The sequence below is a fragment of the Streptomyces albireticuli genome (assembly GCF_021228125.1).
In the GTDB taxonomy this organism is placed as follows: Bacteria; Actinomycetota; Actinomycetes; order Streptomycetales; family Streptomycetaceae; genus Streptomyces; species Streptomyces albireticuli.
This window is the reverse complement of sequence record NZ_JAJQQS010000005.1, coordinates 145,660-163,957: the sequence shown is the minus strand read 5'-3', so window position 1 is coordinate 163,957 and position 18,298 is coordinate 145,660. Positions and strand designations below refer to the sequence as shown.

Annotated in this window: 17 protein-coding genes; 8 read left to right on the top strand and 9 right to left on the bottom strand. The window is 72.7% G+C overall.

From position 1 onward, the window contains the following. Positions 1 to 60: 60 nt before the first annotated feature. The 3 genes from LUZ64_RS11440 to pspAB all read left to right on the top strand — a co-directional run bounded on the left by LUZ64_RS11440 (position 61) and on the right by pspAB (position 2,800). Entirely contained in the window at positions 61 to 966 is a 906-nt protein-coding gene (locus LUZ64_RS11440) for an LLM class flavin-dependent oxidoreductase (protein WP_095582355.1), read from the top strand. A 315-nt stretch (positions 967 to 1,281) separates the two neighbouring features. Further along, complete coding sequence (gene htpX, locus LUZ64_RS11435; protein ID WP_095582354.1) at positions 1,282 to 2,184, top strand: zinc metalloprotease HtpX; 903 nt, start codon at positions 1,282 to 1,284, stop codon at positions 2,182 to 2,184. Positions 2,185 to 2,203: 19 nt separating this feature from the next. Further along, a complete protein-coding gene (gene pspAB / locus LUZ64_RS11430) occupies positions 2,204 to 2,800 on the top strand; it encodes a PspA-associated protein PspAB (protein WP_095582353.1) in 597 nt (198 codons plus the stop codon). A gap of 135 nt (positions 2,801 to 2,935) precedes the next feature. Here the strand turns inward: pspAB and LUZ64_RS11425 are convergent, their stop codons facing one another. From LUZ64_RS11425 to LUZ64_RS11410, 4 genes are read right to left on the bottom strand one after another with little or no spacing between them, the layout of a single operon-like run. Beyond that, positions 2,936 to 4,063, bottom strand: a complete 1,128-nt coding sequence (locus tag LUZ64_RS11425) for a MerR family transcriptional regulator (RefSeq protein ID WP_095582352.1) — start codon at positions 4,061 to 4,063, stop codon at positions 2,936 to 2,938. 18 nt (positions 4,064 to 4,081) lie between these two features. Further along, positions 4,082 to 5,008 (bottom strand): metal-dependent hydrolase, encoded by a 927-nt coding sequence (locus LUZ64_RS11420; protein ID WP_095582351.1) that lies wholly within the window; start codon positions 5,006 to 5,008, stop codon positions 4,082 to 4,084. 32 nt (positions 5,009 to 5,040) lie between these two features. Next, positions 5,041 to 6,816, bottom strand: a complete 1,776-nt coding sequence (locus tag LUZ64_RS11415; RefSeq protein ID WP_095582350.1) for an SDR family oxidoreductase — start codon at positions 6,814 to 6,816, stop codon at positions 5,041 to 5,043. Next, positions 6,813 to 7,661, bottom strand: coding sequence for a M24 family metallopeptidase (locus LUZ64_RS11410; RefSeq protein WP_095582349.1), 849 nt, complete (start codon positions 7,659 to 7,661; stop codon positions 6,813 to 6,815). The genes LUZ64_RS11415 and LUZ64_RS11410 overlap by 4 nt, the downstream gene beginning before the upstream one ends. Positions 7,662 to 7,929: 268 nt before the next feature. On the opposite strand from LUZ64_RS11410, the gene LUZ64_RS11405 reads away from it, so the two are divergent. The 4 genes from LUZ64_RS11405 (at position 7,930) to LUZ64_RS11390 (ending at position 11,662) form a co-directional block, all read left to right on the top strand. Next, positions 7,930 to 9,024, top strand: a complete 1,095-nt coding sequence (locus LUZ64_RS11405; RefSeq protein ID WP_095584276.1) for an ABC transporter ATP-binding protein — start codon at positions 7,930 to 7,932, stop codon at positions 9,022 to 9,024. After that, positions 9,014 to 9,910 (top strand): ABC transporter permease subunit, encoded by an 897-nt coding sequence (locus LUZ64_RS11400; protein ID WP_095584277.1) that lies wholly within the window; start codon positions 9,014 to 9,016, stop codon positions 9,908 to 9,910. Before LUZ64_RS11405 ends, LUZ64_RS11400 begins: the two co-directional genes overlap by 11 nt. A 103-nt stretch (positions 9,911 to 10,013) precedes the next feature. Continuing rightward, a complete protein-coding gene (locus tag LUZ64_RS11395) occupies positions 10,014 to 10,925 on the top strand; it encodes an ABC transporter ATP-binding protein (RefSeq protein ID WP_095584278.1) in 912 nt (303 codons plus the stop codon). Positions 10,926 to 10,942: 17 nt separating this feature from the next. Then, positions 10,943 to 11,662, top strand: a complete 720-nt coding sequence (locus LUZ64_RS11390) for an ABC transporter permease subunit (RefSeq protein ID WP_095584279.1) — start codon at positions 10,943 to 10,945, stop codon at positions 11,660 to 11,662. A gap of 76 nt (positions 11,663 to 11,738) precedes the next feature. On the opposite strand, the gene LUZ64_RS11385 is transcribed toward LUZ64_RS11390, so the two are convergent. The 3 genes from LUZ64_RS11385 to LUZ64_RS11375 all read right to left on the bottom strand — a co-directional run bounded on the left by LUZ64_RS11385 (position 11,739) and on the right by LUZ64_RS11375 (position 14,905). Next, the gene (locus LUZ64_RS11385; RefSeq protein ID WP_095584280.1) at positions 11,739 to 12,689 is read right to left on the bottom strand and encodes an aminoglycoside phosphotransferase family protein; all 951 of its coding nucleotides are present in this window, start codon (positions 12,687 to 12,689) and stop codon (positions 11,739 to 11,741) included. Between the two features lie 189 nt (positions 12,690 to 12,878). Continuing rightward, positions 12,879 to 14,147, bottom strand: coding sequence for a CynX/NimT family MFS transporter (locus tag LUZ64_RS11380; RefSeq protein ID WP_095584281.1), 1,269 nt, complete (start codon positions 14,145 to 14,147; stop codon positions 12,879 to 12,881). A 47-nt stretch (positions 14,148 to 14,194) separates the two neighbouring features. After that, positions 14,195 to 14,905, bottom strand: coding sequence for a FadR/GntR family transcriptional regulator (locus tag LUZ64_RS11375; protein WP_095584282.1), 711 nt, complete (start codon positions 14,903 to 14,905; stop codon positions 14,195 to 14,197). Between the two features lie 86 nt (positions 14,906 to 14,991). On the opposite strand from LUZ64_RS11375, the gene LUZ64_RS11370 reads away from it, so the two are divergent. Beyond that, entirely contained in the window at positions 14,992 to 15,810 is an 819-nt protein-coding gene (locus tag LUZ64_RS11370; RefSeq protein ID WP_232389906.1) for a rhomboid-like protein, read from the top strand. On the opposite strand, the gene LUZ64_RS11365 is transcribed toward LUZ64_RS11370, so the two are convergent. Further along, a complete protein-coding gene (locus LUZ64_RS11365) occupies positions 15,752 to 16,576 on the bottom strand; it encodes an HAD family hydrolase (RefSeq protein ID WP_095584283.1) in 825 nt (274 codons plus the stop codon). The genes LUZ64_RS11370 and LUZ64_RS11365 overlap by 59 nt on opposite strands. Then, a complete protein-coding gene (gene serS / locus LUZ64_RS11360; RefSeq protein WP_095584284.1) occupies positions 16,573 to 17,850 on the bottom strand; it encodes a serine--tRNA ligase in 1,278 nt (425 codons plus the stop codon). The genes LUZ64_RS11365 and serS overlap by 4 nt, the downstream gene beginning before the upstream one ends. Positions 17,851 to 18,298 lie beyond the last annotated feature (448 nt).

Here is an 18,298-nt window from a genome sequence, read left to right as displayed (position 1 = left end):
GCGCCTGTGTCATACCCCGTGCATAGGCTCTTGTCATACCCGGCCCGTAGGCTCGGAGACATGCGACTGAGCACCGTGATCCTTCCCGACCGCCGCTGGTCCGAGGGCGGCCGCGAGACCTGGCAGCGCGCCGAGGAGCTGGGCTTCCACGCGGCGTATACCTACGACCACCTGTCCTGGCGCACCTTCCGGGACGGCCCGTGGTTCGGCGCCGTGCCGACCCTGACCGCCGCGGCGACCGTCACCTCCCGGATGCGGCTGGGCACGCTCGTCACGTCGCCGAACTTCCGCCACCCCGTGACGCTCGCCAAGGAGCTGATCTCCCTGGACGACATCGCGGACGGCCGGATCACGCTGGGCATCGGCGCCGGCGGCTCCGGCTTCGACGCCACCGCGCTGCTCAAGGGCGGCGAGGAGCCGTGGACCCCGCGGGAGCGGGCCGACCGCTTCGCCGAGTTCGTACCGCTGCTGGACCGGCTGCTCACCGAGGAGGTCGTCTCGCACGAGGGCGCGCACTACTCGGCGTTCGAGGTGCGCAACATCCCCGGCTGCGTCCAGCGCCCCCGGCTGCCGTTCGCGGTGGCCGCCACCGGCCCGCGCGGGCTGCGGCTCGCCGCCCGCCACGGCCAGGCGTGGGTGACCACGGGCGACCCGAAGCTGTTCGAGACGGGCACACCGGAGCAGTCCAGGGCGGCCATCGCCGGGCAGATCGAGCGGCTCGGCGCGGCCTGCGCGGAGATCGACCGGGACCCCGCCTCACTGGACAAGATCCTGCTCACGGGCTTCACGCCGGACCGGCCGCTGGACTCCTTCGACGCCTTCGTCGACTTCGCGGGCTCGCACGCCGAGCTCGGGTTCGACGAGATCGTCGTGCACTGGCCGATCGCCGATTCGTTCTTCGAGGCCGATCCGGCGGTCTTCGAGAAGATCGCCACGGACGGCCTCGCCCAGCTCACCTCCTCCTGAGGGCCCAGGGCCGCCTCTGACCGCCTCGGGGGCGGGCCCCGGGGTTCACGGGCTCCGGGCGGGCCGGGGCGCCCCTGGGGCGCGTACGGGCGCCTTCCTGGGCCGGGCTCCCGGCGGGCCTCCGCCCGGAGCCCGCCGGGAGCCCGCCCCTCGGCAGCCGGCCGGCTGCCCGCCGCCCCTCGGCTGTGGGCGGGCTTCACTCCGCCCACAGCCGGCGGCGAGGGAGAATCGGGGCAGAGGCATTCATCGGGGGCTCTCTCCTGCCGGAGTTCCCTCCTGTCAGGGGGAGCGCTCCGCGGAGCCCGGAGGTACCCCATGTCAGACACCCGATTCGCGCCCGACCGGGGACTGACCACCCGCATGGTGGGCACGATGTTCTTCATCGGACTGCTCTACGTGGTCTTCGTGGGTGTGCTGGTGGCCCTGCTGCGCGGGGCCTGGCCGATCGTGCTGCTCCTCGCGGGCGGACTGTTCGTCGCGCAGTTCTGGTTCAGCGACCGGATCGCCGCCTTCGGCATGGGCGCCCGCGAGGTGACCCCGGAGCAGGCGCCCGAGCTGCACGGGGCCGTCGACCGCCTCTGCGCCCTCGCGGACATGCCCAAGCCCCGCGTGGCCGTCGCCGACAGCGACGTACCGAACGCCTTCGCCACCGGCCGCAGTCGGAAGAACGCCCTGGTGTGCGCCACGACCGGGCTGCTGCGGCGACTGGAGCCGGAGGAGCTGGAGGGCGTCCTCGCCCATGAGCTGTCCCATGTCGCCCACCGTGACGTCGCCGTCATGACGATCGCGTCCTTCCTGGGCGTGCTGGCCGGGATGATCACCCGCATCGGGCTGTGGGGCGGCCTGCGCCGGGTCGGCGGCCGGGACAACAGCACCGCCGTCCTCGTGGTGCTGATCCCGCTGATCAGCGCGGTCGTCTACGCCATCAGCTTCCTGCTCACCCGGCTGCTCTCCCGCTACCGCGAGCTGTCCGCCGACCGCGCCGCCGCCCTCCTCACGGGCCGGCCCTCGGCGCTGGCCTCGGCGCTCACGAAGGTCACCGGGCAGATGGCCCGGATCCCCACGCGCGACCTGCGGCAGGCCGAGCCGTTCAACGCCTTCTACTTCGCGCCCGCCTTCTCCAAGGACAGCCTGGGCCGGCTGCTCTCCTCGCACCCGACCCTGGAACAGCGGCTCGACCAGCTCGGCCGGATCTCGGCCCAGCTGGGCCGGGCGTGACGGAAGGAGCCCGAGCGCCGTGGGATTCCTCGACGCCCTCCTCGGCCGCAGCAAGCCGGTGCGGCCGGATCTGGACCGGCTCTTCGCCCTGCCCTCGGCCGCCGTCACCCTCCAGGCGGGGGCCGGCTTCACCCCGACGGGCCGGGGGTCGGTGTGCTTCGCGAGCGTGGAGGGCGGCGCCTTCACCCGCCTCCAGCAGGACGTACGGGCGCTGCTCGACACCGGCACCGGGCGCGGCGGCGTGCCCGTGGAGTTCGGCCGGGACGCGTACGGCTACACATGGCTGCTGGCGCGGCGGCCGGCGGACGCGGAAGGAACGGCGGCACTCGTCAACGATCTGCACGCCGTCAACACACTGCTCCAGGAAGGGGGCTTCGGCCCCCAGCTGCTCTGCTCCCTGCTCGGCTTCCGCGACGCGGAGCGGCGCTCGCTCGCCCTCGTCTACCTCTACAAGCGGGGCACCTTCTACCCCTTCGCGCCGGTGGGGGAACCGGGGGCGGGGGAGAAGCGGGACAACGGGCTGGAACTCCAGGCGCGGGCGCTGCTGCGGGACGACCTGCGGATCGAGGAGGACCTGGGGCGGTGGTTCCCGGTGTGGGGCGCGCCGGGCCTGTGACCGCCGCCGGCCTTGCTCCACCGGCCTTCCGGGCCGACCTGACCGCCCGCGCCCGTCCGCGCCCCTCCGCGCGCGCCCTCGTCCGCCCTCGTCCGTCCGCGCCCGCCCTCGTCCGTCTTCGTCCGCGCCGTGCGCTCAAGGGCCGTCGGCCCCGGGGAGCAGGCCGTCCATCGTCCGGGCCAGGAGCTCCCGCTCGGCGGCGGCCGCGATGAACGCCTCGGTGTGCTCCGCGCCCACCAGCTCACGGACCGCCCGGACGGTCCCGGCGGGCAGCCGGACGGGCTCGCGGGCGGTGCCGGTGGGCCTGGCGGCGCGTGCGTCGGCGGGTGTGTCGGCGGATGTCCGGCGCGGGGCGGGCGTCCCGGCCGGGGCGGGCCCGGCGTCCCAAGGCGCCTCGCCGCTCCAAAGGCCCTCGGCTCCCCAAGGGGCCTCGGCGTCCGCCACCGCGCCCCTGGCCGGTGCGGCCGGGGATCCCGCCGCCTCCGGGGCGGCGGCCGCGACCGCCGCGCCCAACTGGTGTCGCAGATACCGTGTGGCCAAAGCCCGCATGGCGCGGGCGAGTTCCGCGTCGACGGTCTGCTGGGCCAGCGGCCGCAGGCGACGGACCAGCGAGGCGGCCTCCGCCGCCGCCTCGTCGCTCGGGGGGTGATCGAAATACTGGTGGAAGACGTGCTCGGTGGTGAAGTCGAGGAAGCGGCCCGCGATGTACTCCACCTGGGTGCGCAGTTCGCGCAGATGGCCGGAGATGGCGAGCAACGGCACCCCGGCCTTGTGCAGTTCCACCGCGACGCCCAGCTCACGTGGGCTCGGCACGAGGAACGCGTCCTCCGTGCCCGGCACGCGCACGAGCACCCCCAGCTCCACGGCGTCGTCGACGGCCGCCTCGTCCTGCTCGCCGCCGAAGCGCCCGTCCAGCTCCGCCCGGGTGATCCGCTCGGCCGTCTCGTCGCTCCACGGGCCGTCCACCTCGGCGACCAGCCCGAGCACACCGCCGAGCCCCCGCCCCGCGTCCCACGCCTCCAGGAGCTCCTTGATGCTGGCCAGGGTGTATCCGCGGTCGAGCAGACCCGAGATCTGGCGCAGTCGCGCCAGATGGGTGTCGCGGTAGACATTGGCCCGGCCGCGCCGCTCCGGCTTCGGGAGCAGCCCGCGATCCTGGTAGGCCCGGATCGTACGGACCGTGGCCCCACTGCGGTGGGCCAGATCCTCGATCCGGTACTCACCGGAGTCCCGCCCTGCCGTTGCCCGCCGCTCCTGGTTCACAGAGCGCTCCTCACCGGTCTACGAGGCGGCCGCGCGGCCTATCGCGCCCGCCGCGGCCCGGGCCCCGGGCGACGCCGCCAGGTAGGCGACGGCCTTGCGCAGCGAGCCCTCCCGCGAGGGATGGTACGACCGCCGCAGATAGCGCGGCACCGCCGCGCCGAGCTCCCGCCAGGTGGGCAACAGCCCTTTCTCCACGGCTCTGTTGTGCTCGCGCAGCGTATAGCGCATCCGCCCCACGAGCCGGGGGTCGTTCCCGATCAGATAGCGCGTGCCCCACCCCCACAGATAGAAGAGGATCGGCGCGGTGACCGCCATGCCCAGGACCCGCCGTGCGTAGCGCCCCGGGTCCTCGCCGCCGCAGTGCTCGTACATGTCGAAGGCGACCGAACGGTGTTCGACCTCCTCGGCGCCGTGCCAGCGCAGCAGGTCCAGCATCACGGGATCCGGGCCGGCCCGGTCCAGGCCGTCCGCGTCGAGCACCCAGTTCCCCAGGACGGCCGTGAACTGCTCGGTCGCGGCGATCACGCTGAGCCGGAAGCGCAGCCACTCCCGGTCGGAGAGCGGCAGGCCGAACGGCGGGCGCTCGCCGAGCAGGACGTCGAAGAGGAAGTCCACGTGCCGGGTGTACGGGCCGGTGTCCAGGCCCTGCCGGGCGAGGTGTTCGAGCACGTACGCGTGTTGCACGCTGTGCGTGGCCTCCTGGCCCATGAACCCCTTGACGTCCTTCAGCAGGGCCGCGTCCCGCACGAGCGGGAGGGCCTCCTTGAAGACCTTGACGAACCACCGCTCCCCGGCCGGCAGCAGCAGATGCAGGACGTTGATCACATGGGTGGCGGTGGGCTCGTCCGGAATCCAGTGCAGCGGCGTGTCGTCCCAGTCGAAGGAGACGCGTCGCGGGGCGATGGGGTGTGCCACGGTGTGGCCGGTGCGGGGGCCGTCGGTCATCTTCTGCTCCTCTGCGGGGGGCCGCGGTCCCGCTACAGCGGGAGGTCGATCCGCGCGAGGGCGCGCAGCAGCCGCGGTGTGAAACGGGACATGAGACGCAGGCCGTGGGCCTCGGGCGTCACCGGGACGACCGCCTGGTCGCGATGGACGGCCCGCAGGACCGCCTCGGCGACCTTCTCCGGTGGGTAGTTGCGCCGGCCGTACAGCCGGACCGCCTTCTTCCGGAGCTGTCGCTGCTCGTCCTCGGAGACGCCCGTGAAGCGCGCGGTGGCCGTGATGCCGGTGTTGACGATGCCGGGGCAGATCGCGGTGACTCCGATGCCCTTGCCCGCCAGCTCGGCGCGCAGGCACTCGCTGAGCATCAGCACGGCGGCCTTGGACGTGCTGTACGCGGTGAGGAACCTCGACGGCTGGAAGGCCGCCGCCGAGGCGGTGTTGACGATATGGCCGCCCTGCCCGCGCTCCGCCATCTGCCTGCCGAAGACCCGGCAGCCGTGGACGACCCCCCACAGATTGACGTCGAGGATCTTCCGCCACTCCTCGGCCGAGGTGTCCAGGAAGGCGCCGGCCAGGCCGATGCCGGCGTTGTTGACCAGGATGTCCACCACGCCGTGCTCGGCGGCGACCTTGGCGGCCAGCTTCTCCATGGCCGCCTCGTCCGAGACGTCGACGGTCTCGGCCGCCGCCTCGGGCGCGCCCAGCAGCCGGGCCATCTCCGCCGTGCGCACCGCCCCCTCGGGGTCGCGGTCGACGGCGATCACGCGCGCGCCGGCCTCCGCGAAGGCGAAGGCCGTCGCCCGGCCGATGCCGCTCGCCGCGCCCGTCACCAGCACCAGCCGGCCGCCGAACGCCTGGGCGTACGGCCCCGCGGGCGCCGAGGCGCGGCCGGCCGGGCCCCCGGCGCCGCGCTCCCGCTCCGCCACGAACTCCGCGATCCAGGCCGAGACCTGGTCCGGCCGGGAGCGCGGCACCCAGTGCTTCGCGGCCAGGGTGTGCCGCACCAGACCGGGCGCCCACTCCTCCAGGCCGTCGTAGAGCCGGTCGGAGAGGAAGACGTCCCCGGTCGGGGTGATCAGCTGGACGGGCGCGTGGGCGTAGGCGTCGGTGCGCGGGCGGCGCATACGGGCGCGGATGTTGTCGCGGTACAGCCAGGCGCCGTGCGCCGCGTCCGTCGCCAGTGACTCCGTCGGATACCCGTCGGAGGGGAGCTTCTCCAGCCGCGCGAGGATCTTCGGCCACCGCTTCAGGAGCGGGCCGCGCATGAGGGCCTCCGGCAGCACCGGGGTGTGCAGCGCGTACACGTACCAGGACCGGGCGCTCTGGCTCAGGAGCTGGGCCACCCGGCGCGGGGTGGGCCGGGTGGCGCGCCTGCGCAGCCACAGCGCGAGGTGGTCGAGGGAGGGGCCGGAGATCGAGGTGAAGGACGCGACCCGCCCCTCGGTGCGGCGCGCCGTGGCGAACTCCCAGCCCTGCACCGAACCCCAGTCGTGCCCCACCAGGTGCACCGGCGCGTCGGGGCTCACCGCCTCCGCCACGGCCAGGAAGTCGTCGGTGAGCTTCTCCAGGGTGAAGCCGCCCCGCAGCGGCAGCGGCGCCGTGGAACGGCCGCAGCCCCGGATGTCGTAGAGCACGACATGGAAGCGGTCCCGCAGCCGCTCCGCGACCTCGGACCAGACCTCCTTGCTGTCCGGATAGCCGTGCAGCAGCAGCACGGTGGGCCGCGAGGCGTCGCCCAGCTCCTGGACGCACAGCTCGATCCCGCCCGTGCGGACCCACCGCTCGCGCGCGCCTTCGGTCCCTGCCCTCATGCGGCCCTCTCCTCCTGCCGGCGCCGCACATGCGGCAGATCGTCGTCCAGCCAGAACGCGCTCTCCTCGGGGTCCCGCGAGTCGGTGACCACCAAGAGCTCCTCGAACTTCGCGCCGACCCCACGGAAGCCGAGATGGGGCTCCACGGCCCACAGCCCGGGGGCCGGCGGGTGGTCGGAGAAGCGGTGCGGGCTCCACAACGGCGACCAGCCCTCCCGGTGGCCGCGCAGGGCGTCCGAGGCCAGCCCCCGCAGCGCCTGGGTGCCGAACCCGAAGACCTGGGGTGACCAGCGACGCTCCCGTATCCGGCCGACCTTGTGCGCGATCACCCCGAAGGGATAGGCCCGATGGCGGTTGGCATGGCCCTGGCGCACCATGAGGCGCTCCACGTCCTCGTAGATCTCCCGGAGCGGGCGGCGCTCGCGCACCTCGCGCAGGATCAGCTCCCGGTGCTCCCGCAGATCGGCCATCAGCAGCTCGTGCAGGGGATGGGGCCCGAGGCAGCCCGCGTAGCCGATGTCGGCCGTGAAGCCCCGGTGCACCGGGGCCATGTCGAGGATGAAGGGCATCCCCGGCTCCAGCCGCCGGTCCGTGGGGAAGAACTGGAGCGGCACCCGGAACCCCACGAACGCCGTGCGGTCCCCGAACCACGCGAAGGGGAGGTGGAACCAGTCGCGCACGCCGCGCTCCCGCAGCCACGCGCGCTGCATCCGGGCCGCCTCGCGCTCGGTCACCCCCGGCCGGAGCTGGGCGGCGACCTCCTCCGCGCAGTCGTACGCGAGGCGCTGCGTTTCCTTGAACCCCCGCAGATCCGCGGTCAGTTCCCGAGCCACTGCTGAGGCCATCGCCGTCCGCCGTTCCCTAGGGGCCGCACGCCGGTACACGTTCCACAACTTGACACTGATGAATGTGACAATGCTCCGCGGCTACGTCAAGACTTGTGCACGCCCTGTGGATAACTTTCGGTAACCCGGGGAGGGGACCGGAGCCGCCCCCGCCCCGCGCCCCCGCCCCCGTTGATCACGCCGGCGCCCCCGCTCACCGGCCTCCTCCCCTACGGGGACGTCAGACCTGAGGACTACGCACATCCAGCCATCCGGTCTGACGCCCTCTGTGGCAGGCGCCACTACCGTCGAAGGCGTGACTGTGATCGCTACCGAAAGCCTCAGCAAGCGGTTCCCCCGGGTGACCGCGCTCGACCGGCTGTCCGTCGACATCACGCCGGGCGTGACCGGCCTGGTGGGTGCCAACGGAGCCGGCAAGTCCACGCTGATCAAGATCCTGCTCGGGCTCTCCCCGGCCACCGAGGGCCGCGCCAGCGTGCTCGGCCTCGACGTCGCCACCGAGGGCGCCGCCATCCGGGAGCGGGTCGGCTACATGCCCGAGCACGACTGCCTGCCGCCCGACGTCTCCGCGACCGAGTTCGTCGTCCACATGGCCCGCATGTCCGGCCTGCCGGCCACGGCCGCGCGCGAGCGCACCGCCGACACGCTGCGCCACGTGGGTCTGTACGAGGAGCGCTACCGCCCCATGGGCGGCTACTCCACCGGCATGAAGCAGCGGGTCAAGCTGGCCCAGGCGCTCGTCCACGACCCGCGGCTGGTCCTGCTCGACGAGCCCACCAACGGCCTCGACCCGGTCGGCCGCGACGAGATGCTCGGCCTGATCCGGCGGGTCCACACGGACTTCGGCATCTCGGTGCTGGTCACCTCGCACCTGCTGGGCGAGCTGGAGCGCACCTGCGATCACGTCGTGGTCATCGACGGCGGCAAGCTGCTGCGGTCCTCGTCCACGGACGACTTCACCCAGTCCACGGGCTCCCTCGCCGTGGAGGTCACCGACTCGGACGCCCGCCCCGACGGCACCGCCGCGCTCCTCGCGGCCCTCGCCGGGGCCGGCCTCACGGTCCGGCCGGCCGGCCGGACCGCCGACGGCGCGCCCGTCTCCGGCCGCGTCCTCCTCGTCGACGTCCTCGACGAGAGCACCTACGACACGGTCCGCGACGCCGTCACGGACCTCGGACTCGGCCTGGTCCGCATGGAGCAGCGCCGCCACCGCATCGCGGAGGTCTTCCGGGACGAGGACCCCGCCGCCACCGCCCCGGCCGGCCCGGCGGACCCGGCCGGCGGAGGCTGGGGCGCCGGTCATCAGTGGGCGGCCGCGGCCCAGCGCGACGAGCAGAACGGAGGCGCGCCCGATGCCGCCTGAGACCACGGCGCCCGCCCAGGACGTCATCCACAACATCGGCTACCGGAACTACTCCGGCGCCCGCCTCGGCCGCGCCTACGCCCGCCGCTCGCTGTTCTCGCAGAGCCTGCGCGGCGCGTACGGACTCGGCCGGTCGGCGAAGTCCAAGGTCCTGCCGATGATCCTGCTCGGCGTCATGTGCGTCCCCGCCGCCATCATGGTGGCGGTCGCCGTGACGACGAAGATGAACGACCTGCCGGTGGCCTACACGCGCTACGCGATCCTCCTCCAGGCCGTCATCGGCCTCTACCTCGCCTCCCAGGCCCCGCAGTCGGTCTCCCGCGACCTGCGCTTCAAGACCGTCCCGCTGTACTTCTCCCGCCCGATCGAGCGCGTCGACTACGTGGCGGCCAAGTTCGCGGCGATGGCCTCGGCGCTCTTCCTGCTCACCGCCGTGCCCCTGCTGATCCTGTACGTGGGCGCCCTGCTCGCCAAGCTGGACTTCGCCGACCAGACGAAGGGCTTCGCGCAAGGACTGGTCTCCGTGGCCCTGCTCTCCCTCCTCTTCGCCGGTCTCGGCCTGGTGGTCGCCGCGCTCACCCCGCGCCGCGGCTTCGGCGTCGCCGCGGTCATCGCGGTGCTGACGATCTCCTACGGCGCGGTGTCGACCGTCCAGGGCATCGCCCTCGCCCGCGACAACACGGACGCGATCAGCTGGCTCGGCCTGTTCTCGCCGATCACCTTGATCGACGGCGTCCAGACGGCGTTCCTCTCCGCCACGTCCGCCTTCCCCGGCGGCCACGGCCCGGGCACCGGCACCGGGGTCGTCTACGTCCTCGTGCTGCTCGCCGTGATCGCCGGATCGTTCGGGCTGCTGATGCGCCGCTACCGAAAGGCCGGGCTGTGACCGCCTTCCCGTCGCCCGACCGTCACCCCTCAGGGAAATGGGCCGCGCCCATGAGCGCCCTCCCGTCGCCCGCACGCCACCCCTCAAGGAATGGGCTGCGCCCATGAGTACTGTCCGCATCGACAACGTCTCCCGCTGGTTCGGCAACGTCGTCGCCGTCAACGACGTCTCCATGACCGTCGGCCCCGGTGTCACCGGCCTCCTCGGTCCCAACGGCGCCGGGAAGTCCACCCTCATCAACATGATGGGCGGCTTCCTCGCCCCCTCCACCGGCACGGTCACCCTCGACGGCGCGACGATCTGGCGCAACGAGGGCGTCTACCGCCACATCGGGATCGTCCCCGAGCGCGAGGCGATGTACGACTTCCTCACCGGCCAGGAGTTCGTCCGCGCCAACGCCGAACTCCACGGCCTGGGCGCGAAGGAGGCGCAGCACGCCCTCGCCACGGTCGAGATGGAGTACGCGCAGGACCGCAAGATCGCGACGTACAGCAAGGGCATGCGCCAGCGCGTGAAGATGGCCTCCGCCCTGGTCCACCAGCCGTCCGTGCTCCTCCTCGACGAGCCCTTCAACGGCATGGACCCGCGCCAGCGGATGCAGCTGATGGAACTGCTGCGGCGCATGGGCGCGGAGGGCCGTACGGTGCTGTTCTCCTCGCACATCCTCGAAGAGGTCGAGCAGCTCGCCGCCCACATCGAGGTCGTGGTCGCGGGCCGGCACGCCGCCTCCGGCGACTTCCGCAAGATCCGCCGCCTGATGACGGACCGCCCGCACCGCTACCTCGTGCGCTCCAGCGACGACCGGGCCCTCGCCGCCGCCCTCATCGCCGACCCCTCCACGGCCGGTATCGAGGTCGACCTCAAGGAGGGCGCCCTGCGCGTCCAGGCCGTCGACTTCGGCCGCTTCACCACCCTGCTGCCGCGCGTCGCCCGCGCGCACGGCATCCGGCTCCTGACGGTCTCGCCCTCCGACGAGTCCCTGGAATCGGTCTTCTCCTACCTCGTCACGGCCTGAAAGGAGCCTGGAGCGCCATGTACAACCGCACCGTCGCCCGGCTGACCTACCGGGGACTCCTCGGCCGCCGCCGCGCCTTCATCCTCTTCGCGCTGCCCGCCCTCCTGCTCGTCATCTCGGTCGTCATCCGCGTCCTGACCGGCGCCGACGACGACACCGCCGCGAACGTCCTGGGCGGCTTCGCGCTCGCCACGATGGTGCCGCTCATCGGGGTCGTCGCCGGTACGGGCGCGATCGGGCCGGAGATCGACGACGGCTCGGTGGTCTATCTCCTCTCCAAGCCCGTCAAGCGCCCCACGATCATCTTCACCAAGCTGGTCGTCGCCGTCGGCGTCACCGCGGCCTTCTCCGCGGTCCCCACCCTGATCGCGGGCTTCATCCTCAACGGCAACAGCCAGCAGATCGCCGTCGCCTACGCCGTGGCCGCCGCCGTGGCCTCCGTCGCCTACAGCGCGATCTTCCTCCTCCTGGGCACCGTCACCCGGCACGCCGTCGTCGCCGGCCTCGTCTACGCCCTGGTCTGGGAGACCCTCTTCGGCAGCCTCATCTCCGGCGCCCGCACCCTGAGCGTCCAGCAGTGGTCCCTGGCCCTCGCCCAGAAGATCGGCGCCGAAGGCGCCATCACCTCGGACGTCGGCCTCCCCCTGGCCCTCGTCCTCCTCATCGGCGTCACCACCCTGGCGACCTGGTACGCGGGTCAGAAACTCCGCACGCTGACCTTGGCCGGGGAGGAGTGACGGACGGTTCCTCCCGCGCGGCGGGTGTCGGGTAAGGGGCGGGCTCCATGGAGCCCGCCCCTTACCCGACCACGGCCTACAGCCGGGCCTCCAGAATTCGCGCTATGGCCGTCTGTTCCGGTTCCAGCGTGACCTTCTCGCCGTCCTCCGTGTCCTCCACCTCCCACAGGGAGTTCTGGAGGACCCGGCCCAGTGTCCAGCGGGCGGCGCGGGCGCGGTCGAGGGAGAGGACGTCGGTCATCAGGTCGAAGCGGCGGAGGACCGCTCGTTCCACGTCGCCCGTGGCCGTGACGTCGTCCCAGCGGTCGCGGAGGGCGGGGAGGAGTTCGAAGCCGGGGTCGCCGACCAGGGGTTTGGGGTCGATGGCCAGCCAGGGCTCGCGCGCCGCGCCGGGCAGGGGGGCCAGGACGTTCTCGTAGTGCAGGTCCCAGTGCAGCAGACGGTCGCCCGGTTCGGCGATCACTTCCCTTACGGCCTCGGCGCAGCGCGCGACGACGCGCCGGTCGGCGGTGTCGGTGACGTACGGGAGGGCGTCGGGGGTGTCGGCGAGCATCGCGCCCGCGATGTCCGCGAGCGAGCGCAGGCCCGCGGGGGCCGGGGTCGTCAGGAGCCGCGCGAGGAGCTCCGTAAGGAGGCGCAGGGACGCTTCGTGGTCCTCCACGGCCAGCAGCGAGCGGTTCGCGTCCAGCCGCTCCAGGAGCATCGTGCCCGAGGCCGTGTCGTGGTCGAGCATGGCCACCGCGCCGTCGCCGCCCCACGCGCGCAGGGCGACGGGCTCGCCCACGCTCTCGTCGGTGACGGGCTGGAGCTTGAGCGCGGCCCGGGTGCCGTCCTCGCGCAGGACGGGCAGGACGAGCGCGACGAAGCCGTGCGAGGAGGGGCCGTCGAGCCGGAGCCGCCAGCGGTCGAGGAACTCCGCGGCCAGGTCCGGCAGGGCGGCGATCCAGGCGCGGCCCGCCTCCCCGTCGAACTCGTCGTGGTACGCGGCGAGTGTGGTGGGGACGGTGATGCGGGAAGGCACGTGCATGGCGGACGGACTCCTCACGACGGTTCCACGGTGGTTCCGCTGGGGAACCACGACGGTTCCCCAGCGACCGGCCGGGACCGCCGGGCGGCTCCGGGCGCCGGGCCCCCGCGACGGGAGCGGCGTACGGGACCGGCGGGGCCGGGGCCGGCTCGGGAGGCCCCGGAAGGAGCCTCCCGTCACCTCAACGTCTCAGATCCGCCGATCGCGCCCGGCGCCCAGACCCAGCAGTACCAGGCTCGCGCAGGCGACGAGGAGCAGCGCCACCGGCAGCGTCCAGCCGTCCGTGGCCTGGTGCACCGCGCCGAGCGCGAACGGGCCGACGGACGCCACCAGATAGCCCCAGGTCTGCGCCATGCCCGAGAGCCGGGCCGCCGTGTGGGAGTCCCGTGTGCGCAGCACCATCATCGTCAGCGCGAGCCCCAGCGTGCCGCCCTGCGCGACGCCCATCAGGGTCGCCCAGAGCCAGGCGCCGGCCACGGGCGCGACGAGCAGGCCGGTGACGCCCGCCGCCATCAGCGCCACGACGCCGACCGCCAGCAGCCGCTGGTCGCGCAGCCGCCCGGCCAGGAGCGGCACGACGAACGAGCCGGCCATCTGCACCAGCGTGTAGAAGGAGTAGACGAGGCCCGCCTCGCTCTTGCTCATGCCGCCGTCGGTGAAGATCGTCGGCATCCAGGCGATGCACACGTACGCGATCAGCGACTGCACGCCCATGAACAGCGTGACCTGCCAGGCGAGCGGGGTGCGCAGCAGCCCGCGCTCCGGCGCTCCGGTACGGCGCTCCGTGGCCGCGGCCTCGCCGTGGTGGGTGCCCCGGCGCGCCAGGAGCGCCTGGGGCAGCCAGACGGCGGCGGCGACGGCCGCGAGCAGTGCCCAGGAGACCAGGGACCCCTGCCAGCCGCCCAGGGCCTCCTCCAGCGGCACGGCGGAGGCCGCCGAGACGGTGGCGCCGAGGATCATCGCGGTGGAGTACAGGGCGGTCATGCTCGCGGCCCGCTCGGGGAAGTCCCGCTTGATCAGGCCCGGCATCAGGACGTTCAGCAGGGCTATCGCCGTGCCGACGAGCGCGCAGCCGGCGAACAGCGCGACGACGGGCGGCGCCACGCGCAGCAGGATGCCGCCGCACAGCAGGACGAGCGCGCCGCACAGCACGGCCTCGGTGCCCCAGCGGCGGGCCAGCTTGGGCGCGACGATCGAGCCGAGCCCCATGAAGACGAGGGGGATGGTCGTCACCAGGCTGCTCGCGGTGGCGGCCAGGTGGAAGTGGTCGCCGATCTCGCCGACCAGCGGCGACACCCCGGCCAGCGCCGCCCGCATGTTGAGCGAGGCCAGCACGATGCCGAGGAGCACCAGCGCGGGGTGGGCGCGCAGCCGCCGCCGCGCGGCCGCCACGGCGGGCGCGGGCGCCAGGTCCTCCTCCGCGTCGATCAGTGGTGCTTGGGGCCTCGGCTCCGACATGGGTGATCTCTCCAAAGGGGTGCGGGAACGATGGGAGGGGCGGCGGGTCAGCTTTCCGGGAGCAGGGACTCCACGGCCCGCTTGGGCCGTTCGAGCAGCAGCCGGGCGGCCCGCGCGGCCGCCTCGGGGTCGCCGGAGGCGATGGCGGTCATCAGGTCGTGGTGGTCGCCGTGGACGATGCGCGGCATCTCGCGGTCGCCGAGCGCGGTGACGAGCGCCTCGCGCACCGAGCTGCTGAACCAGCCGTACGTCGCGGTCAGCGCGCTGTTGTGGGCGGCCTCCACGACCGCCCGGTGGAAGGCGACGTCGTGGTCCGCGTAGAGCTCCAGGCTGCCGGAGTCCGGCTGGCCCTCGGGGTCCTCGAAGGCCGTCTGGGCGTCCAGGGCCGCCCGCATCCGCTCCAGGTCGGCGGGCTCGTGGCGCACCGCCGCGAGCCGCGCGGCCTCGACCTCCAGGGCGATGCGCAGCTCCAGGACGTCCCGCACACCGGCGCGCTGCACTCCGCGCATGATCTCGGCCGGGTCGGCCATGGAGACGACGAAGGTGCCCTCGCCCTGCCTCGAACGGAGCATTCCGGCGTGGACGAGCACCCTTACGGCCTCGCGGACCGTGTTCCGCCCGACCTGGAGCTGCTCCGCGAGCGCGTGCTCGGTCGGGATGCGCTCGCCGACCCGCCACTCACCGGCGCCGACCTGGGCGCGCAGCTGATCCACGACGGTGTCCACGAGGGACTGCCGCCCCGCCGCCCGCAGTGCCATTCCGTGTTCCTCCGAAGCCCGATTCTCCCGGTTGCCCAGTCATCCTACAACTGCGTCCGGATCCGGCCGAGGCTACCGTCGTAAGGGTGAAGGCAGACGTCGCACGCCTGCGCTCCGCCGTGAGCTCCTGGGTCCGGACCTCTCCCGGCACCCACATCTGGCTGCTGATCATCGGGGTGACCAGCCTGGTCGTCGCCGCGGCCAGCCAGGACCTGGAGACCTTCCTCCTGCACCGCACCAGCAGCAACATCCACCAGCTGAACAAGCAGCCGATCGAGTCCCTGCTGATCAGCGGCTTCTGGATCGAGAACCCGTCCTCGTTCCTGCTCTACGCCGGGCTCTTCGAGCTCGTCCACGCCAATGTCGAACGCTGGATCGGCACCCTGCGCTGGCTGTTCGTCGTCGCCGTCGCGCACGTCGCGGCCACGCTCATCAGCCAGGACATCGTCATGCTGGCCATCCAGGACCACTCGCTACCGCGCTCGATGAAACACGTGGTCGACATAGGCGTCTCCTACGGGCTCGCCGCGGCGGCCGGCGTCCTCACCTACCGGGTGCCGCGCCCCTGGCGGTGGGGCTACTCCGCGAGCCTGGTGGCCTTCTTCGCCGTCCCGCTGTGCACCGGCGGCACGTACACCGACATCGGCCACGCGGTTTCCGTGACCATCGGCCTGGCCTGCGGCCGCCCGCTCTCGTACGGGCTGCCGACGTGGGACCTCACCCGCGCCGAGGAAGCCCTGCGGAGGAGGCGGAGGAGACGGGGACGGGCGAAGGCCGCTCCCGGGCCACCGGGGTCCCCCGGTGAGCCGGACGCGGCCTTCGGTGAAGCGGAGTCACCCGGGTCCGTCAGGCGAACAGACGCTCAAGGACGACCGCGATCCCGTCGTCCGCGTTCGACTCGGTGATCTCGTCGGCCACGGCCTTCAGCTCGGCATGGGCGTTGGCCATGGCCACGCCGTGGGCCGCCCAGCCGAACATCGGGACGTCGTTGGGCATGTCGCCGAAGGCGATCGTGTCGGCGGCCTTCAGACCCAGCCGGCGCGCGGCCAGCGACAGGCCCGTGGCCTTGCTCAGCCCGAGCGGCAGCAGTTCGACGATGCCGGGGCCCGCCATCGTCACGCCCACCAGGTCACCGGCGACGCCTCGCGCGACCTCGGCCAGGCCGTCGTCGTCGAGGCCCGGGTGCTGGAGGTAGAGCTTGTTCAGCGGGGCGGCCCACAGCTCGGCGGTGTCCGTGACCGAGATGACCGGAAGGGGGCCCTCCTGGACGCGATAGCCGGGGCCGACCAGCACCTCGCCGTCCATGCCGTCCCGGCTGGCGGCCAGGAACAGCGGGCCGACCTCGGCCTCGATCTTGGCGACGGCGAGACCGGCGAGCTGCCGGTCCAGCGTCACCGACGTCAGGAGCCGGTGCTCACCCGCGTGGTACACCTGCGCGCCCTGCCCGCACACCGCGAGGCCCTGGTAGTCCAGCGCCTCCAGGATGTGCTTGGTCCAGGGCACCGAGCGGCCGGTGACGACGATGTGCGCGGCGCCCGCCGCCGTCGCCCGGGCGAGCGCGGCGCGGGTGCGCTCCGAGACGGTGTCGTCGGGGCGCAGCAGCGTGCCGTCGAGGTCGGTCGCGATCAGCCGGAACGGCGGCGGACCCGCGGGTGAGCCGGAGGAGGTCACTTGGCGACGGGCTCCAGGATCTCGCGGCCGCCCAGGTAGGGGCGGAGCACCTCGGGGACGCGGACCGTGCCGTCGGCCTGCTGGTGGTTCTCCAGGATCGCCACGATCGTGCGCGGGACGGCGCACAGCGTGCCGTTGAGCGTCGCCAGCGGGCGGACGTTCTTGCCGTCGCGCATCCGCACGGACAGGCGGCGGGCCTGGAACTCGTCGCAGTTGGAGGTCGAGGTCAGCTCGCGGTACTTGCCCTGGGTGGGGATCCACGCCTCGCAGTCGAACTTGCGCGAGGCGGAGGAGCCGAGGTCACCCGTGGCCACGTCGATCACCTGGAACGGCAGCTCCAGGCTGGTCAGCCACTGCTTCTCCCACTCCAGCAGACGGGCGTGCTCCGCCTCCGAGTCCTCCGGCGCGATGTACGAGAACATCTCGACCTTGTCGAACTGGTGGACGCGGAAGATGCCCCGGGTGTCCTTGCCGTACGTACCGGCCTCGCGGCGGAAGCACGGGGAGAAGCCGGCGTAGCGCAGCGGGAGCTGCGAGGCCTCCAGGATCTCGTCCATGTGGTACGCCGCGAGCGGCACCTCGGACGTGCCGACCAGGTAGAAGTCGTCCTTCTCCAGGTGGTAGACGTCCTGGGCGGCCTGGCCGAGGAAGCCGGTGCCCTCCATGGCCCGCGGCTTGACCAGCGCGGGGGTGAGCATCGGGGTGAAGCCGGCGGCGGTGGCCTGCGCGATGGCGGCGTTCACCAGCGCGAGCTCCAGCAGCGCGCCGACGCCCGTCAGGTAGTAGAAGCGCGAACCGGAGACCTTGGCGCCGCGCTCGACGTCGATCGCGCCGAGCGACTGGCCGAGCTCCAGGTGGTCCTTGGGCTCGAAGCCCTCGGCGGCGAAGTCGCGCGGGGTGCCGACGGTCTCGAGGACGACGAAGTCGTCCTCGCCGCCGCGCGGGACGTCCGGGTGGACGAGGTTGCCGATCCGGAGCAGGAGCCGCTGAGCCTCGGCGGCGGCCTCGTCCTGCTCGGCGTCGGCGGCCTTGACGGCGGCGGAGAGCTCGCCCGCCTTCTTCAGCAGGGCGGCCTTCTCGTCACCGGCGGCCTTGGGGATGAGCTTGCCGAGCGACTTCTGCTCGGAGCGGAGTTCGTCGAAGCGGACGCTGGACGACCTGCGCCGCTCGTCGGCGGAGAGCAGCGCGTCGACGACGTCGACGTCCTCTCCACGGGCGCGCTGGGAGGCGCGCACACGGTCGGGGTCCTCACGAAGCAGGCGAAGGTCAATCACCCCACAAGGCTACCGTTGCGGGGACGATCACTCGACGCGATATTCCTCTACGTCCCATTTTGCCCTAGTTTAGGGTGGGTGGAAAAGGCTGTGAATAACGCTGTCGGCGGGGCTGTCGGAAAATGCGTGCGCATTTGATGAAAAGGGGCATAGGGGCGGGCGTGAGGAAGGCGGCCCGGTGATCACCCTTGCGGGTGGCGGGAGTTGGGAGGGCTGTTGTCCACAGGAGTCGATACTTCCGTTTCTTTGTCCACAGGCTGTGCGTGAAATCTGTGGACGCCGGAATCGAACGTTCCGATCAGTTCCGTCCCGTGCCCAAGATTTGTAGGTCAAACCTCTCCGGCCCGCTCATTCGGGTGGTATTGGCTCGCCCTAAAGGGTTGTTTGGTGACATTCACCTGACGTTCCCGTGGCCTGGACCCTCTAAGGGGTGACCTAGGTGCTGTGG

What these genes read in the sequence shown, in the direction of transcription:
- LUZ64_RS11375 (WP_095584282.1), bottom strand. Translation starts at nt 14,905, where the DNA reads ATGGCACTGCGGGCGGCGGGGCGGCAGTCCCTCGTGGACACCGTCGTG.
- LUZ64_RS11410 (WP_095582349.1), bottom strand. Translation starts at nt 7,661, where the DNA reads ATGGCCTCAGCAGTGGCTCGGGAACTGACCGCGGATCTGCGGGGGTTC.
- LUZ64_RS11400 (WP_095584277.1), top strand. Translation starts at nt 9,014, where the DNA reads ATGCCGCCTGAGACCACGGCGCCCGCCCAGGACGTCATCCACAACATC.
- LUZ64_RS11385 (WP_095584280.1), bottom strand. Translation starts at nt 12,689, where the DNA reads ATGCACGTGCCTTCCCGCATCACCGTCCCCACCACACTCGCCGCGTAC.
- LUZ64_RS11380 (WP_095584281.1), bottom strand. Translation starts at nt 14,147, where the DNA reads ATGTCGGAGCCGAGGCCCCAAGCACCACTGATCGACGCGGAGGAGGAC.
- LUZ64_RS11395 (WP_095584278.1), top strand. Translation starts at nt 10,014, where the DNA reads ATGAGTACTGTCCGCATCGACAACGTCTCCCGCTGGTTCGGCAACGTC.
- LUZ64_RS11415 (WP_095582350.1), bottom strand. Translation starts at nt 6,816, where the DNA reads ATGAGGGCAGGGACCGAAGGCGCGCGCGAGCGGTGGGTCCGCACGGGC.
- LUZ64_RS11390 (WP_095584279.1), top strand. Translation starts at nt 10,943, where the DNA reads ATGTACAACCGCACCGTCGCCCGGCTGACCTACCGGGGACTCCTCGGC.
- LUZ64_RS11440 (WP_095582355.1), top strand. Translation starts at nt 61, where the DNA reads ATGCGACTGAGCACCGTGATCCTTCCCGACCGCCGCTGGTCCGAGGGC.
- htpX (WP_095582354.1), top strand. Translation starts at nt 1,282, where the DNA reads ATGTCAGACACCCGATTCGCGCCCGACCGGGGACTGACCACCCGCATG.
- LUZ64_RS11420 (WP_095582351.1), bottom strand. Translation starts at nt 5,008, where the DNA reads ATGACCGACGGCCCCCGCACCGGCCACACCGTGGCACACCCCATCGCC.